General features: G+C 60.3%; 15 protein-coding genes and 1 other RNA gene. 7 read left to right on the forward strand and 9 right to left on the reverse strand.

Annotated elements, in window-relative coordinates; translation table 11 throughout:
• The first annotated feature begins 14 nt into the window (after positions 1-14).
• An RNA gene (gene rnpB / locus NMA52_RS15520) (RNase P RNA component class A) lies at positions 15-415 on the forward strand.
• Between the two features lie 49 nt (positions 416-464).
• On the opposite strand, the gene NMA52_RS15525 is transcribed toward rnpB, so the two are convergent.
• The 3 genes from NMA52_RS15525 to NMA52_RS15535 form a co-directional block, all read right to left on the reverse strand.
• Positions 465-866, reverse strand: coding sequence for a cupin domain-containing protein (locus tag NMA52_RS15525; RefSeq protein WP_254828616.1), 402 nt, complete (start codon positions 864-866; stop codon positions 465-467).
• 223 nt (positions 867-1,089) lie between these two features.
• On the reverse strand, positions 1,090-1,980 hold the full coding sequence (locus tag NMA52_RS15530) for an ROK family protein (RefSeq protein ID WP_254828617.1): 891 nt from the start codon (positions 1,978-1,980) through the stop codon (positions 1,090-1,092).
• A 38-nt stretch (positions 1,981-2,018) separates the two neighbouring features.
• Positions 2,019-2,276 (reverse strand): hypothetical protein, encoded by a 258-nt coding sequence (locus tag NMA52_RS15535; RefSeq protein WP_254828618.1) that lies wholly within the window; start codon positions 2,274-2,276, stop codon positions 2,019-2,021.
• 5 nt (positions 2,277-2,281) lie between these two features.
• On the opposite strand from NMA52_RS15535, the gene bcp reads away from it, so the two are divergent.
• Together bcp and NMA52_RS15545 are read left to right on the forward strand one after the other, a co-directional pair.
• Positions 2,282-2,740 (forward strand): thioredoxin-dependent thiol peroxidase, encoded by a 459-nt coding sequence (bcp, locus tag NMA52_RS15540; RefSeq protein ID WP_254828619.1) that lies wholly within the window; start codon positions 2,282-2,284, stop codon positions 2,738-2,740.
• Position 2,741: 1 nt separating this feature from the next.
• Positions 2,742-3,368, forward strand: a complete 627-nt coding sequence (locus NMA52_RS15545) for a LysE family translocator (protein ID WP_254828620.1) — start codon at positions 2,742-2,744, stop codon at positions 3,366-3,368.
• Here the strand turns inward: NMA52_RS15545 and ruvC are convergent.
• Positions 3,365-3,940: a crossover junction endodeoxyribonuclease RuvC gene (ruvC, locus tag NMA52_RS15550; RefSeq protein WP_254828621.1), complete on the reverse strand. Its 576-nt coding sequence runs from the start codon at positions 3,938-3,940 to the stop codon at positions 3,365-3,367. The two genes, NMA52_RS15545 and ruvC, sit on opposite strands and share 4 nt — an antisense overlap.
• Before the next feature lie 240 nt (positions 3,941-4,180).
• On the opposite strand from ruvC, the gene NMA52_RS15555 reads away from it, so the two are divergent.
• The 3 genes from NMA52_RS15555 to NMA52_RS15565 are packed head-to-tail and all read left to right on the forward strand — an operon-like array spanning position 4,181 to position 6,670.
• Positions 4,181-5,143 carry a lysylphosphatidylglycerol synthase transmembrane domain-containing protein gene (locus NMA52_RS15555; protein WP_254828622.1) on the forward strand — a complete coding sequence of 321 codons (963 nt, stop codon included), beginning with the start codon at positions 4,181-4,183 and terminating at the stop codon, positions 5,141-5,143.
• Positions 5,140-6,000 (forward strand): DUF3108 domain-containing protein, encoded by an 861-nt coding sequence (locus NMA52_RS15560; RefSeq protein WP_254828623.1) that lies wholly within the window; start codon positions 5,140-5,142, stop codon positions 5,998-6,000. Before NMA52_RS15555 ends, NMA52_RS15560 begins: the two co-directional genes overlap by 4 nt.
• Before the next feature lies 1 nt (position 6,001).
• Positions 6,002-6,670 carry a DUF4230 domain-containing protein gene (locus tag NMA52_RS15565; RefSeq protein ID WP_254828624.1) on the forward strand — a complete coding sequence of 223 codons (669 nt, stop codon included), beginning with the start codon at positions 6,002-6,004 and terminating at the stop codon, positions 6,668-6,670.
• A gap of 12 nt (positions 6,671-6,682) precedes the next feature.
• On the opposite strand, the gene NMA52_RS15570 is transcribed toward NMA52_RS15565, so the two are convergent.
• Complete coding sequence (locus NMA52_RS15570) at positions 6,683-7,117, reverse strand: TonB-dependent receptor plug domain-containing protein (protein WP_254828625.1); 435 nt, start codon at positions 7,115-7,117, stop codon at positions 6,683-6,685.
• A gap of 130 nt (positions 7,118-7,247) precedes the next feature.
• Between NMA52_RS15570 and thrS the strand changes: the two genes are divergently transcribed.
• Positions 7,248-9,167 (forward strand): threonine--tRNA ligase, encoded by a 1,920-nt coding sequence (thrS, locus tag NMA52_RS15575; protein WP_254828626.1) that lies wholly within the window; start codon positions 7,248-7,250, stop codon positions 9,165-9,167.
• A 366-nt stretch (positions 9,168-9,533) separates the two neighbouring features.
• Here the strand turns inward: thrS and NMA52_RS15580 are convergent, their stop codons facing one another.
• From NMA52_RS15580 to NMA52_RS15595, 4 genes are read right to left on the reverse strand one after another with little or no spacing between them, the layout of a single operon-like run.
• Positions 9,534-9,938 carry a GtrA family protein gene (locus tag NMA52_RS15580; protein ID WP_254828627.1) on the reverse strand — a complete coding sequence of 135 codons (405 nt, stop codon included), beginning with the start codon at positions 9,936-9,938 and terminating at the stop codon, positions 9,534-9,536.
• Positions 9,935-10,483 carry a 5'(3')-deoxyribonucleotidase gene (locus tag NMA52_RS15585; protein ID WP_254828628.1) on the reverse strand — a complete coding sequence of 183 codons (549 nt, stop codon included), beginning with the start codon at positions 10,481-10,483 and terminating at the stop codon, positions 9,935-9,937. The genes NMA52_RS15580 and NMA52_RS15585 overlap by 4 nt, the downstream gene beginning before the upstream one ends.
• 17 nt (positions 10,484-10,500) lie before the next feature.
• Complete coding sequence (locus NMA52_RS15590) at positions 10,501-13,689, reverse strand: efflux RND transporter permease subunit (protein WP_254828629.1); 3,189 nt, start codon at positions 13,687-13,689, stop codon at positions 10,501-10,503.
• A gap of 7 nt (positions 13,690-13,696) precedes the next feature.
• Complete coding sequence (locus tag NMA52_RS15595) at positions 13,697-14,890, reverse strand: efflux RND transporter periplasmic adaptor subunit (protein WP_254828630.1); 1,194 nt, start codon at positions 14,888-14,890, stop codon at positions 13,697-13,699.
• Between the last annotated feature and the right edge of the window lie 46 nt (positions 14,891-14,936).

Raw genomic sequence — 14,936 nt, forward strand, 5'->3', positions numbered from 1 at the left:
GTTTATCTTTCTTGCAGTGCGTCCACTCCACCGCTTGCCGCTTCGGCAGTAAGAGGAAAGTCCGGGCAACGTAGGGCACCACGCCGGCTAACGGCCGGGGCTCCTCCTTCGGGCGGGGTACGGAATAGTGCCACAGAAAACAAACCGCCACTCCCGATCCGTCGGGAAGGTAAGGGTGAAAACGTGGGGTAAGAGCCCACGCCGTGCGGCAGCAATGTCGCGTGGGGGTAAACCCCGTGGGTTGAAATACCAAACAGCGTTCCCTTCGCTTCGGCGAGGACGGCCGGCCCGGTCGGAAGCCAGGAACGCGGGTAGGTAGATCGAGCCGGTGAGCAATTGCCGGCCTAGATAAATGGTGGAGCGTCCCGACTTGGTCGGGGCCGACAGAACCCGGCTTACCGGAACGCCCTGCACGGACGGCTCTCTTCCTCGGAAGGGGGCCGTCCGTTTTTTGGGGCATAGAGTTAATCCAACTGTTGGACGATCATCATGCGGCACGGCCGGCCGTCGAGCACGCCGGAGCGGTGCCCCCGTTGGTCGGTGGTGCCCTGGTCCTCGCCGAAGCTCAGCTCCCCGGTCCGCATTTCCACGCGGGTGCCGTCCATGGTTTCGACCCACCAGCCTCCGGAGAGGGGGATGATCCACTGGGGGGCGGGGTTTTCGTGCCAGTCGCCGTCGAAGTCGGCGGGGAGTTCGGAAAAGATGATCCGCGTCTTGCCGGGGGGGAGGAGGTTGTTCCACTGCTCGCCGGAGCCGCCGCCCATGCTCTGGAGGTCGAAATCGGTGAGGTACTTACGTTGCTGGCGGCTGGTGCCCGTGGTGTCGGTGTAGACGTGCCAGTAGGGGATGGCGGGTTTTGGAGACATGGTGGTGGTGTTTTGATGGATGTCGCTGCTGGAAGCAGCGTTGTGCTGGCGCTGCTGGAAGCAGCATTGTACAGCGCTGCCGGAAGCAGCATTGTACGGCGCTGCCGGAAGCAGCATTGTACCAGCGCTGCCGGAGGCAGCATCGTACAGCGCTGCCAGAGGCAGCATCGTACGGGCGCTGCCGGAAGCAGCATCGTACGGCGCTGCTGGAAGCAGCATCGTACTAGAGGAGGGCGGCACCGAAGACGCCGGCCGAATCGCCGAGCTTGGGGCGGAGGAAGCGGGTATCCATGCGGGGGTTGAAGAGGTGATCGACGACCCGGGGTACGCCGAATTCGTAGAGTTCTTCGATGTTGCCGAGGCCGCCGCCGAGCACCACCGCGTCGGGGTCGAGGACGTTGATGATGTTCGCGATGCCCTTGGCGAAGTAGTGGAAGAAGCGCTCCAGGGTGCGGGTAGCGGCCGGGTCGGTACCGGCGCGGTAGCGGGGGACGATCTCGCGCATGGTCAGCGCCCGGCCACTCATACGGAGGTAATAGCGTTCGAGGGAGGGGCCAGCCAGAATTTGCTCGGTGCAGCCGACGCGGCCGCAGTAACAGTAGCCACCCGAAGCGTCGAGGTAGGTGTGGCCCCATTCCCCGCCGATGCCCTGGGCCCCGCCGATGATCTTGCCGTCGACCACCACGCCACCCCCGGTACCCGTGCCGAGGATCACGCCAAAGACGACCCGGGCGTCGGACACCTGTTTAGGAACGCATCCCAACAGGGCCTCGGCTACGGCGAAGCAATTGGCGTCGTTGGCCAGCTTCAGGGGCCGCCCGAGGAGGCGTTCGAGATCGCGGCCCAGGGGCCGGTCATTCAGGACGACGGTATTGCTGTTCTTCATTAGTCCCGTCGGAGGGTCGATGGTGCCGGGGGTACCGATGCCGACGGACTCGGCGGTTACGCCGGTGGCCTTTTCCAGTTCGTTGACGACCCGGGCGATGCGGTTCAGGATATGATCGTAGCCACCCTCCCGCTCGGTGGGGATGCGGAGGCGTTCATGTACGCGTCCGTCGTCGTCCAGGACTACGCCTTCGATCTTGGTTCCTCCCAGGTCGATGCCAAATTTCATTGCTTTCGTTTTTTCTCATTGCTCCCGCGACCCCGCCCCTACGTTCTGGGCAGAAAGCCCTTGCGGACGAGAAGGTAAAGTAAGGGACCGACGATGGGAAAAAGTAATACGGCGTACACTACGCCGTTGCCGAGCCCGGCCTGCTTGCGGACGGCCATGTCTTCCCGGGCAGTACGCAGAATGGGCCGGTAGATGAGCACGGCGAGAACAATGACGGCGAGGGCAACGAGGAGGGTCTTGACGGTCACGGCGGGCGGTTTGGCTATCTGAACCCCGTGGGGGGGTCCTTGTTTCATGTGGCATGACTACACTTAAAGCGGGCGATGTCGCCCCTTCTTTTTCCGGCACCATTCAGGATGGATCCACGCTTTCGCTGGCTGACTTTACGGGAAAACGCCTCGTACTTTTCTTTTATCCTAAGGACGACACTCCGGGCTGTACGGCGGCCGCCTGCAGCCTGCGTGATAGCTATGCCGAACTCCGCGAACGGGGATTCGAACTGCTCGGCGTGAGCCCCGACCCGGCGGAAAAGCACCGGAAATTTGCCGACAAGTACGATCTGCCCATGCCACTGGTGTCCGACGAGGACCACAAGATTATGGATGCCTACGGCGTTTGGGGACCGAAGAAGTTTATGGGGCGGGAGTACGATGGCGTGCACCGCACTACCTTCGTGGTGGACGGTGAGGGTAAGATCGAGCGCGTGATCACGAAGGTGAAAACGAAAACACACGCCGCTCAGCTAATGGAAACCGCTTAATTTGATCTGGTATATTTGGGAAGGTGTACGGGCCGGCTTGCTGCTATCGCTGCTCGTGGGTCCGCTGGTCGTACTCTTGATTCAGCTAAGTCTGCGGCGGGGTACGCTGGCGAGCTTTGCCGCCGCCGCCGGCATCTGGACGAGCGACCTGGCCTTTATCTCCGCCTCCCACTTCGGGCTGGGACGGCTGGAGCGCCTACTCGACTACCAGTACCTCAACGAAATCATCGGCACCGTCGGGGCCATCCTGCTGCTCGGCGTCGGGCTGATCATGTGGTACCGTAAGCCGCCGAGCATCAAGGGTAAGAAGATCCTGCCCGGCCGGCGCGGTTTGCTGAGTGCCTGGGCGCAGGGCTTCGCGGTCAACTCCCTCAATCCCTTTACGGCCTTTTTCTGGTCGACCTTCGTCGTAACCCAGGTCCATAATCGTGACCTGCTCTCCTCCGAGGCCCTGGCTATCTACGGCGGCATTATGGTGACGATCGTGATCGCCGACGCCTGCAAGGTACTGGGTGCCCGTAAGCTGCGGGCCTTCCTCAAGCCGGCCATGATGCTGCGGGCACAGCGGGCGGGTGCCGTGGCGCTCGGTTTGTTCGGGGTACTGCTGGCGGTGCGGGTTTGGTTCTAGCCTACCCGGTCGGCGTTCGCCTTCACGAAGCCCTCCCACCCCGAGAAACGCTTACCACCGCCGATCGCCGAGCGATTCTGGTAGTAGTGGCACATGGCGGCACCGAGCGCGTCGGTAGCATCGGCGAGGTAGCGGCTGGCGTCGAGGGAAAACTCGTTCTCGAGCATGGCGGCCACCTGTTCCTTACTGGCGTTGCCGTTGCCGGTGATGCTCTGTTTGATCTTGCGGGGGGCGTACTCGCTGACCTCGAGGCCCTGTCCGATGGCCGCCGCCATGCACACGCCCTGGGCCCGACCGAGCTTGAGCATGGACTGGGGGTTCTTACCGAAGAAGGGCGACTCGATGGCCATGATGGTGGGGGCGTGCTCGCGGATCACCTGGGTGAGCCGGCGGTGGATGGTCTCCAGCCGGCGGGCGTGATCGCGGAATTGCGCCAGCTTGAGCACGCCGAGTTCGACGACCCGGCGGCTCCGGGGGTGTACCTCGACTACGGCAAACCCGAGTACCACGGTGCCGGGGTCGACACCGATGATCCGGTACACGGACGGTTCGGGAGTGGTTTTAGCGCCCAATGCAAACAATGTTAGAGTGAGTAAATACGCAACGAGGCAACCGTTTGCCGTAGTCTGAAGTACACGAAACCGACCCGGGCATCCGGGCCGAGGCCGCGCCACAAGGTAACGGGAAAAATTCTTGGCCAACAAATTTTTTGGATAAGCCCGCCGGAAAAACGTTTTGGAGCTTATTCATAATCCGGCGTTCACGGTCGCCCGGGGGCCGGACGGAGCGTGGCGGGGAAGTACCTTCGTCGGATGCCTCGCTCTACGACCGTCCGGTGGCTGTTGCGACTGCTCGGTGCCGTCGTACTGGCCGTTTTCGCCTACCAGTTCGTTCGGGTGGGGAAGCAGCTCGACTGGCCGGCCTTTCTGCGGGCCCTGGGCCGGCCGGGCAACTGGCGCTTTCTGGCCGTAGCCGTCGCGTTTATGCCCCTCAACTGGTGGCTGGAGGCCAGGAAGTGGAACGCCTTGCTGCAGCCCTTCGCGGCGTGGCCTTTCGGTCGGGTACTGCGGGCTACCCTGGCGGGCGTAAGCGTAAGCGCGGCTACTCCCAACCGCATCGGGGAGATCGGCGGTCGGATGTTGCTGGCCCGCCGCGGCGAGTGGTCGGCCGTCATTGCCTCCACCCTACTCGGCGGCCTGTGCCAGTGGGTAGCCTTTCTGGGAATCGCCTGGCCCGCGCTCGTGCTGACCGTCTATGCGCTGCCCGGCGTGGCACCCGCCTGGCTCTCTCCGTACTGGTTGCTGCCGGTGGGACCACTGCTGATCCTGCTGGCCGTGGTGGGCGGCAAACCCTTCCTCGTGGGTTTGCTGGACTGGGGGGGGCGGCGCTTCCGGCGGGACGTCAGCGAGCTTCGGGGGCCGCTTTCCCGTATCCGATTTAGCCGAATGCTCGTGGCCAGCGGTTACGCTTGTGCACGATTTGTCGTGTACTGTACACAGCTTTATCTGTTGCTGTGGTTCTTCGGAGTAGAGCTGCCGGTCGTCACCGGACTGGCCGGGATCGCCGCGATCTACCTCGTACAGGCGGGAATCCCGCTGCCGCCGGGCCTCAACTTCGTTACCCGTACGGAACTGGGCCTGCTGTTGTGGGGTACGGGAGGTCCCGACGCGGCCGTCGGGGTCCTGGCAGCATATACCGCGCTTTTCAGCGTTAATGTATTACTGCCTTCCCTACCCGGTTACTGGCTCATCGTCAGAAAAAACAACACCCCATGAATTCCCTGGTCCTGAAATGTACTACCCTGCTGCTGCTCCTGTTGCCGGGGAGTGACGTGACCGACATTGCTTCCCAGTCCACCCCCTCCGCTCCCGCGTCCCCGCCCCTTGCCGACGTATGCTCCATCGACAACAATGCCTTTCAGGCCGGCGAGAAGATCGTGTACAAGTTGTACTACAACTGGAATTTCGTCTGGCTCGCGGCCGGTGAAGTAACCTTTAAGGTTCACGACCTGCCCGATGAGTACCGGGTGACGGTTCGCGGCCGGACCTACCCCAGCTACGAGTGGTTCTACAAGGTGACGGACAACTACGAAAGCTACCTGGATAAGGAAACGCTGCTCCCGAAAATCCACATCAAGGACATCCACGAGGGCGGTTACCAGAAGTATGACCGCACCACCTTTTACCAGGATGAGCAGCGCATCGTGAGCTACCGCGGCAAGACCCGCGATGATACCAAACCGAAATACATGGACGTGGACCCCTGCATGCACGACCTGATCTCGATCATCTACTTCGCGCGCAACCTCGACTACAAGCGCCTGCGGAAGAACGACGAAATTCCCATCAAGATCGTCATGGATCAGGAGATGCACCCCCTGAAGATCCGGTACCTCGGGGCGGAAAAAGACGTGAAGATCAAGGGCAGCGGGCGGTACAACACCCTGCGGTTCAGTCCCCAACTTATCACCGGAGAGTTGTTTAAGGAGGGCGACGAGATGAAGATCTACGTCAGCGACGACCAGAACCGCATCCCCCTGATGATCGAATCGCCGGTCACCGTGGGCAGCGTGAAGGCGGTCCTCAAATCCTACAACGGCCTGCGCTACCCCATGGAGGCGAAAATCGAGTAACATGAACCGGATCCTTCTCACCCTGCTGGTGGCCTTCCTGGCGTTTTTGCTCGGCATTGCCGCCTTTTCCGTCTGGCAAACCCGCCAGCAGGATCAGCGGGTGCACGAGGAGGCCACCATCCTGCTCGAACGCGTGCGCAACGTGATGAAACTCGTGACCGTGGAGGGGGACGTCAGTGAACTGTTTTCGTCCACCTCCTCCCGCAACGTCACGCTTTACCTGCCCCTGCCCTCCAAATTTTCCTTCGATAAGAAGGCGACGGTAGAGGTGCGCGGTACGGTACTGGTGGGCTACGACCTGGAGCAACTGGACGTGAGCGTGGATCCCGACCGCAGGATACTCACCGTACGCAATTTGCCCGAGCCGGAAATCCTGGCAATCGACCACGAGCTGATCTACCGCGACCTCAACGAAAGCTGGTTCAACACCTTCAGCGCCGAGGACTACAGTCGGCTCAACCGGCGCGCCAAGGAGCGCCTGCGGGACGAGGCACTGAGTAGCGAACTAATGGCGCGGGCGCGGGAGCAGGGCAATTCCGTGCTGGAGGGCATTGGGTATCTGGCACGCAGCGCTGGGTATGAGCTGGTGGTGGAGCCCTCCCGTTACCCGTTGGACGGTTTGGAACCCACCCGTTACCCGTTGGACGGTTTAAAACCGTCCAACGGGTAACGGGTGAGCCAGCTATTCCTTCAGCTTGATCTCGATCACGCCATTCCCGCCCTGCAGGCCGTAGCGATTGGTGTCGCTCAGGTTCTTCAGGACGGTGACCCGGGAAATCTCATTGATGTCGACCGTACTGTACACGGAGGCGAAGTTGTTGCCCAGGATAGTGCCGTTGACGACGAAGAGCGGAGTGGAATCGGAACCAAAATTGACGTCTCCCCGGATGCGGACCGTGGCGCTGGGCCCGTTGCCCCGCACGGATACGCCCGCTACCCGGCGTAGGTAAGAGGTGAGGTCATTACCGGTAGCGGCGGCGTCCACCTCCACGGTGGTGTTCCCCTTTCCGTGGCGGATTGCGTGGCCGACACGCTCGGCATCCGTCGTCTCCCGCGGGGTGCCGCAGGACAGGCCGAACAGTAAGACCATACCGAGGAAAAGAAGCGAACGGAGCATATAGAAAGTATCGCGTGATCGAAAGCGGGAGCAGCGATGAAAGATACGGCGTACGGAAGAGAGCACCCGTCAATTAGTTTACCTTTGCGCTCGCAAACCTGCATTCGTAAGCAGGATAAATCCTTCCCCGATGATCAACATCACCCTCCCCGACGGTAGCGTACGTGAATTCGAAGCCGGCAGCAGCGCCATGGACGTAGCCCAGAGCATCAGTGCCGGCCTGGCCCGCAACGTGATCAGTGCCCGCGTCAACGGCACCATCATTGACGCCGACCGCCCCATAGAGCAGGACGCAACCGTGGAGTTGCTGACCTGGAACGATCAGGGCGGCAAGGAGACCTTCTGGCACTCGACGGCCCACCTGATGGCGGAGGCCCTTGAGGAACTCTACCCCGGAGTGAAGCTTGGCATCGGCCCCGCCGTGGAAAACGGATTCTACTACGACATCGATACCGGCGACCGCTCCATCAGCTCGGAAGACCTGCCGCGGATCGAGGAGAAGATGCTCGAACTCGCCCGCCGAAAGGTAGAGTACGTACGTAAGGACATCAGCAAGGCCGACGCGATCGCCTACTTCACCGAAAAGGAGGATCCCTATAAGCTCGAACTGCTCGACCGACTGCAGGACGGCAACATCACTTTTTATACCCAAGGAAACTTCACCGATCTCTGTCGCGGACCCCACATCGCCAACAGCGGCGCCATCAAGGCCATCAAGCTCATGAAAGTGGCCGGTGCCTACTGGCTGGGCGACGAAAAGCGTAAGCAGCTGACCCGCATTTACGGAATCTCCTTTCCCAAGGCCAAGGAGTTGAAGGAGTATCTGGAGATGCTGGAGGAAGCCAAGAAACGCGACCACCGCAAGCTGGGTCAGGAACTGGAATTATTCATGTTCAGCGAAAAGGTAGGTGCCGGTCTGCCCATGTGGCTGCCGAAGGGCACCCAGCTCCGCGAACGACTGGTCAACTACCTGAAGGATCGCCAGGAGAATGCCGGCTACCAGCAGGTGACCACTCCCCACATCGGCAAGAAGGACCTTTACGTGACCAGCGGCCACTGGGACAAGTACGGGGCCGACAGTTTTCAGCCCATCAAGACTCCCCGCGAGGGCGAGGAATTCATGCTGAAGCCGATGAACTGTCCGCACCACTGCGAGATGTACAAGTTCCGTCCCCGCAGCTACCGGGAACTGCCGCTGCGCCTGGCCGAATTCGGCACCGTATACCGCTACGAGCAGACCGGCGAGCTGCACGGGCTGAGTCGGGTGCGCGGATTTACCCAGGACGACGCCCACATTTTCTGCATGCCCGAACAGGTGAAGGGCGAGTTTCTGGCCGTAGTGGATATCGTGCGCGAAGTGCTCGGTATGATCGGCTTCGATGACGTCACCGCCCAGATTTCCCTGCGCGACCCCGCCACCCCCGAAAAGTACATCGGCTCGGAGAAGAACTGGGAGAGTGCCGAGCAAGCCATCATCGATGCCTGTGCCGAAATCGACATGAAAACGGTAAAGGCGTACGGCGAGGCCGCTTTTTACGGTCCGAAGCTCGACTTCATGGTCCGGGATGCCCTCGGCCGCCAGTGGCAGCTCGGTACCGTGCAGGTCGATTACAACCTACCCGACCGCTTCGAACTGGAGTACATCGGCGCCGACAACCAGCCGCACCGGCCCGTGATGATCCACCGCGCGCCCTTCGGCTCCCTGGAACGCTTTACGAGCATCCTGATCGAGCATACGGGGGGCAAGTTTCCGCTGTGGCTCACGCCGGAGCAGATCACCCTCCTGCCCATCAGCGATAAATTTAACGACTACTCCCGGCAGGTACTCGCCGAGCTGGCCAAGCATGACATCCGCGGCTCCGTCGACGACCGCAACGAGACCATCGGCCGCAAGATCCGGGATACGGAGCTGAAGCGGACGCCCTTTATGTTGATCGTTGGCGAGAAGGAAGCGGAAAGTGGTCAGGTAGCCGTACGCGTCCAGGGCGAAGGTGACCGGGGAGCGATGACGGTAGAGGAGTTCGTGGAGTTCTTCCGGGAACAGTTGTAGGCGAAGTCGAGTAGGTCGAGGCGTTGCACGCCGAGGGGAGGCGAGGCATTATGGTTTTTTTTAAACACGGATTTAGACGGATTAGGGCACGGATCCTCACGGATTTCGTGTTTCCATAGGCTAGTGGCAAGCCCGTTCGGAGCAAGCTGCTACGTGCGACAGCCAAATGATCATTTTCACGCCCGTCTCGGACCAGAGGCCGCTCGACCTGAATGGCATGAGGCAGCGGTAGCTAAATTTTCAATTGTACATTGAATATTAAATATTGTAAATCCTCCTTCCGTCTCGGACCGCAGGCCGCTCGACCTGAAGCGCATGAGGCAGCGGCAGCCCAATTTTCAATTGTACATTGAATATTGTAAATCCCTACCTCCCTTCAAACACCCGCCGCTTGCCGTAGTAATTGTAAAAAAACACCACCCCCGTAGCAACTCCCTTAATCAGCCATTCCCGGCTGCCGAATAGGGGGAAGTAGTGAAGTCCGTACACGATCGACGCGTCCAGGAGGAGGCCGCCGAGGCTTACCAGCATACTGAGGGCGAACGCGGAACGCAGCGAACGTCGCAACTCGAACACGAAGTAGCGCTGAAGGAAAAAATTGAGCACTACGCTGCTCGAATACGCCACTACGGTCGCGGGAAGCGGGGGCAGGTAGCGGTGTACGAGCAGGAGGTACAGGCCGTAGTTGATGCCCGTGGCGACGAGACCCGTCAGAGCAAAGGGGATCTTTTCCCGTCCGGAGCGCCAGACTTTACGTACCGTCCGTTTCACCCTTCCTGCGCAATCTCGGCGGCGCGGAGATTGCGGAAGTAGTCGCGAATCTCGATCCAGTTGTCGAAGCGGGGGTAGCCGCCGTCGTCCAGTGCGTTGTGACTGGCGGTGAAGAGCAGGCCCTGTCCGTTGAAGGTATCCAGGTTCTTCACCTTGTCGTCGATCATGTAATCCCCGTGCACGATGCTCTTATTGCCGCAGAAGACGATGCGCTCCCAGTGGACGAAGGGCATATGCTCCTCCAACCACTCCCACTTATCGGTAAAGCAGTGCTTGAATTCGGTGGCGGCGGTGACGATGTACACTTCGTACTGTTCGTACAACTCGCGCACCACCTCCGCCGCATCCTTCATTATCGGGAGGTCGCGGAAGAAACCGGGCTGGTGCAGTTCGTCGCGTAAAGCCCCGATACCGGGCAGGTCGTAAATCTTCTTGCCGTAGTACTCCTGGGGATCGATTCGGCGGCCGTAGTGTTCTTCGAATAGTTGGTGATACCGCTGGTAGTTGTCTACCATGACCTCGTCCATATCGATGCAGATGCGCATGCGCTCGTCGTTCTGAGTTATTGTTCTACCCGCGTGATGCCGATGGGCTTGTCGGGGTCGTAGCCATCGTCCCCCAGTTCTTTGTAGGCCGGTTCCACTTCGTGGTAATCGGGCTTACGGCCGGATCTCATACGGGCCACGCTCACCCGCCCCCGGTTTAGCAGCACGATCAGGGAGGGCAGCAACAGCAACAGCACCACGGTGGCGGCGAGAAGTCCGAAGGCTACGGAAACCGCCATGGGGATCAGGAACTGGGCCTGCCGGCTCTTCTCCAGCAAAAGGGGTGCCAGCCCCGCGAAGGTCGTCAGCGAAGTGAGCAGAATCGGTCGGAAGCGGCTGCGCCCCGCATCGTTGAGGGCGTCCATCATCGACATTCCGCTGCGCAGGTTATCGTTGTAGGTGGAGATGAATACGAGACCGTCGTTGACGATGATGCCCACCAGCGCGATGATGCCCAGTCCGGAAAACATCGAAATGGGCTTACCCATCAGCCAGTGCCCCAGAATGACGCCGATCAACCCGAAGGGCAGTAGTGAAAACAGTACCGCCGCCTGCCCGATGGAACGGAAGGTGAGGGCCACCACGAAGAACATCAGCGCCAGCACGACGGGCAGTACGATCGCGAGGGAGGCCGCCGTCTTTTCCTGGTTGCGCACCTGACCGTCGGAAACCGTTGATACGCCTGGATAATCCGCCAGCACCCGCGGAATGATCTCGTCCGATACCAGGGCGTTCATGTCCGTCACCGACACCCCGTTGTTGGCAACGTCGGCTTCCACCTTCACCTCCCGTTGTCCGTTGGTGTGGTTGATGGCGATGACGCCGCGCTGGGGTTCCAGGTTCACGATCTCCGAGACGGGGTATTCCCCACCGTTCGGTAGCCGGACCCGCATGTTGTTGAGGTCGGCCAGACTACGGCGGCTGTCTTCTCCGTAACGGAGCCATACCCGTACCTCATCCTCTCCCCGTTGGAGCCGCTGGGCTTCGGATCCGAAGAAGGCGGAGCGCACCTGACCGACGATGTCCTGAAGATCCAATCCCAGGTAGCGTGCCTTTTCCTTTAGCGAAATATTGATCTCGCGCAGTCCTTCCTGGTCGTTATCTACTACATCGGTGAGTTCGGCCATTTGCTCGAGCTCCGCCTTGACTTCGGCCGTGGCACGCTCCAGTTCTTCGATGTCACTGCCCACGAGACTTACGCTGACCGGTTTTCCGAAGAACGACCGGCCCCCGTAGCTAAGGATCTCGGCCTCTTCGATGGTGCCTACCTCGTCGCGGATGGCATTCTGGACATCGCGCAGGGCCACGTCGCCGCGATCCTCTCCCGGCAGCAGTGCGATGGTCGCCGAACCCTGGTAAGTGGTAGGACCCACCCTCACTTCGATGCGCTCCACGAGCTCCCGGCCGTCACTAAAGACCTCCTTACTCATACGCTCGTTTACCCGCTCGGCGGCCGCCTGGATACGTTCCAGGATCTCCTGGGTTTTCGTTTCCGGAGTTCCGGCGGGCAACTGCAGGGTCACGGAGACATCGTCTCCCTCGATGATGGGAAAGAAGGTCGTCTTGACGAACCCACCCTGGACCAGTCCGACGCTCAGGAACAATACGGCAAGACAGATCGAGAGCGTCAGGAATTTGAACCGCATCGTCCAGTTCAGCAGGGGCGTGTACATCCGGTCCCGCAGCAGGTTCATCAGGCTATCGAACTTACGCTGCACGTAGTTGGGTTTGGCCCCCTTACTCAGGGCCTTAGAGTGGGCAACGTGGGTAGGTAGGATGATCATACCCTCTACCAGAGAAAACACCAGCGAAAAGATGACGACGATGGCCATTTCCCGGAAGAAGTCACCCAGGGAGCCGTCGATGAAGAAGAAGCTGGAAAAGGCGATCACCGTGGTCAAAATGGCGGCGAAGACCGCCCCGAGAACGTCGTTCGTACCGTCCAGTGCGGCCTTCACCCGCGGCAGTCCCTTTTCGTGGTAGCTGTATATATTCTCGCCGATGACGATGCCGTCGTCGACCAGAATTCCGATCACGATGATCATGCCGAAGAGGGAAATGACGTTGAGGGTCACGTCCAGGGCATTGGCAAAGATGAACATACCCGCGAAGCTGATCGGGATCGAGAGCGCTACCCAGAAAGCCAGTCGCCAGTGCAGGAATACTGCCAGTAGTACGGCCACGATGAAGAATCCCTGAATACCGTTGGTTTGTAGGGTGTTCATACGTTGCCGCAGCGTTACGCTGGCGTCGCTGATCACGGTGGCCTGGATAGTAGGGTTTTCGGCGTTGAACTGCTCGATGTATTCCTTCACCCGGTCGGTAATGGAGAGCATATCTTCTTCCAGCGTATTCTGCACCGTAATGCTGACGCTCGGGGTGCCGTCCAGGTAGGCCCGGTTGGGCTGATCGGCCCAGCGATCGCGTACCGTGGCCACCTGGTGAAGCCGTACGCTTCCACCGTTGGGCGTCGTTTTTACCACGATATCCTTCAGGCCGTCCGCGTAATATTCCTTGTTGCGGGCCCGCAGGAGCAATTCTTCATCCAGTCCCTTCACGGTACCGCCGGTAATGTCGACGTTGGTTCGGCGCACGGCATCGGCGGCTTCCTGAAAGGTGAGGCCGTAGGCCTGGAGGTCCGCCTCCCGGAAGGCAATCTCGATCTCTTCGTCGGGAAAGCCGGAAAGCTCCACCTTCGACAGCCCTTCCATCGCCAGCAGATCGTCCTCCACCTGGCGGGCGGCCACCTTCAGCGCATTCAAGTTGACGTTCTCCCCGGACAGGGCGAAGGTGATGGCCCGACCCAGTTGTTCCTGCTTAAAGATCACGGGCGGCTCCATGCCCACGGGAAAACTGTTGATGCGGTCCACCTCGTTCTTTACGTCCTGCAGGATCAGGTCCGTGTCGTACCCCTTTAGGACCTCCACCGTAATGCGACCGCTGTTTTCCGAGCTGACGCTGGTGTACCGCTCGACGCCCGTGAGCCCCTTCAGGTTCTCCTCGATCTTATTGACGATACCTTCTTCCACTTCCTCGGGACTTGCCCCCGGATAGATGACCTGAATATTGATCACCCGACTCGGAAACTCGGGAAAGAAGGTCGACTTCATCTGCAGCAGACTCAGCCCACCCATGATCAGCAAACCGAACATCAGCAGGTTGGCCGCGACCGGGTACTTGATGAAATAGCTGATGAATGCTTTCATGGAGTGCTTACTTAAGGCTGGTACGCGTTACCGGGGCTTCCTTGGCCGCTGTTTCCACGGCATCTTCCGGGTTACGGTCCTGGATCTTCACCCGCATTCCGTCGAAGGCGCCGGGCACCGTTCCCGTGACCAACTCGGTGCCGTCGGCCAGACCGTCTACGATGGCCGTCCGGCGGTTGAACTTGCGCACCGTGACCGGCTGCCGCTGCAGCAGGGTATCGTCGCGGACCACGTACACTTCCCGCTCGTCGAGCAGCAGGCTGCGGTCGATCTCCACTACGTTTTCCATGGTGCGTGCCGCGGCGGCACCCCGCAGGTACATGCCTTCCCGCAGTTCCTCCCCGCTCACCCCGATGTACACCTGCACGGTCTGGGAGCCCGCGTCGATCTGGTTGCTGATCCGGCGGATCTCGCCGGTCCATTCGCCGTCAATGTCCTCGCTGTGCAACTGCACCTTACCTCCCGTTTGCAGGTAGCTCAGGTCGGAGAGCGGTACGGTCGCGACCAATTCGAAGTAGCCCGTGGCCATGAGTTCGCCCAGCTGTTGCCCGGCGCGTACCACGGCCCCCCGGTCGATCATCACCTGGGTCAGTACGCCCGAGAAGGGAGCGTAAAGGACGTATTTGCTCAGGCGTTCTTCCAGTCCCTTGATGTTGTAGTACTGACTGTAAAGATTCCGTCCGGCAATGAAGAGTTTTTCCCGCTGGTTCACGGCTTCGGGTAGCGCCGGCAGGGGGGCGTCTACGTTGAAGCTGTCGAGGTACCTTTCCCAGGCACCGAAGCTCTCCCCGTAATCGATCTTAAGATCCGGCATAATTTGGGCGATGCTGTTCAGTAGGTTGGCTTTCTGAGCCTGCAGGTTTAGCCGCGCCTCGTCGTCGTCGATGCGTAGGATTACGTGCCCGCGGGGGATGTAGGTTCCCGGTTTTAGCGGCCGCCCCGTTTCCTCTACCGCCCCGCCGACTTCGCTGAACAGGGCAATCTTGTTGTACGCCTGCAGCCGACCCTGTACGTCGAGGGTGGTCGCTACGGCGCCGTTGGTGATCGTGCGGGTATCGACCGCCTTTACCCGCTTGGGAGTATCGCGTTTGGGGGCCTCCTCCTTCAGCGACGAGAGGTACCCCATTCCGAAGTAACCTACCGCAATAATGAAAATGCCCAGCAACGCCTTAAGGAAATTGTTGACGGTCCGTTTTTTCATAGCTTGGTGCTTAGGGGAATAGGATGTTAACCTCCCCCGGTAAATA

The sequence above is a fragment of the Lewinella sp. JB7 genome (genome assembly GCF_024297185.1).
Lineage (GTDB): Bacteria > Bacteroidota > Bacteroidia > Chitinophagales > Saprospiraceae > Neolewinella.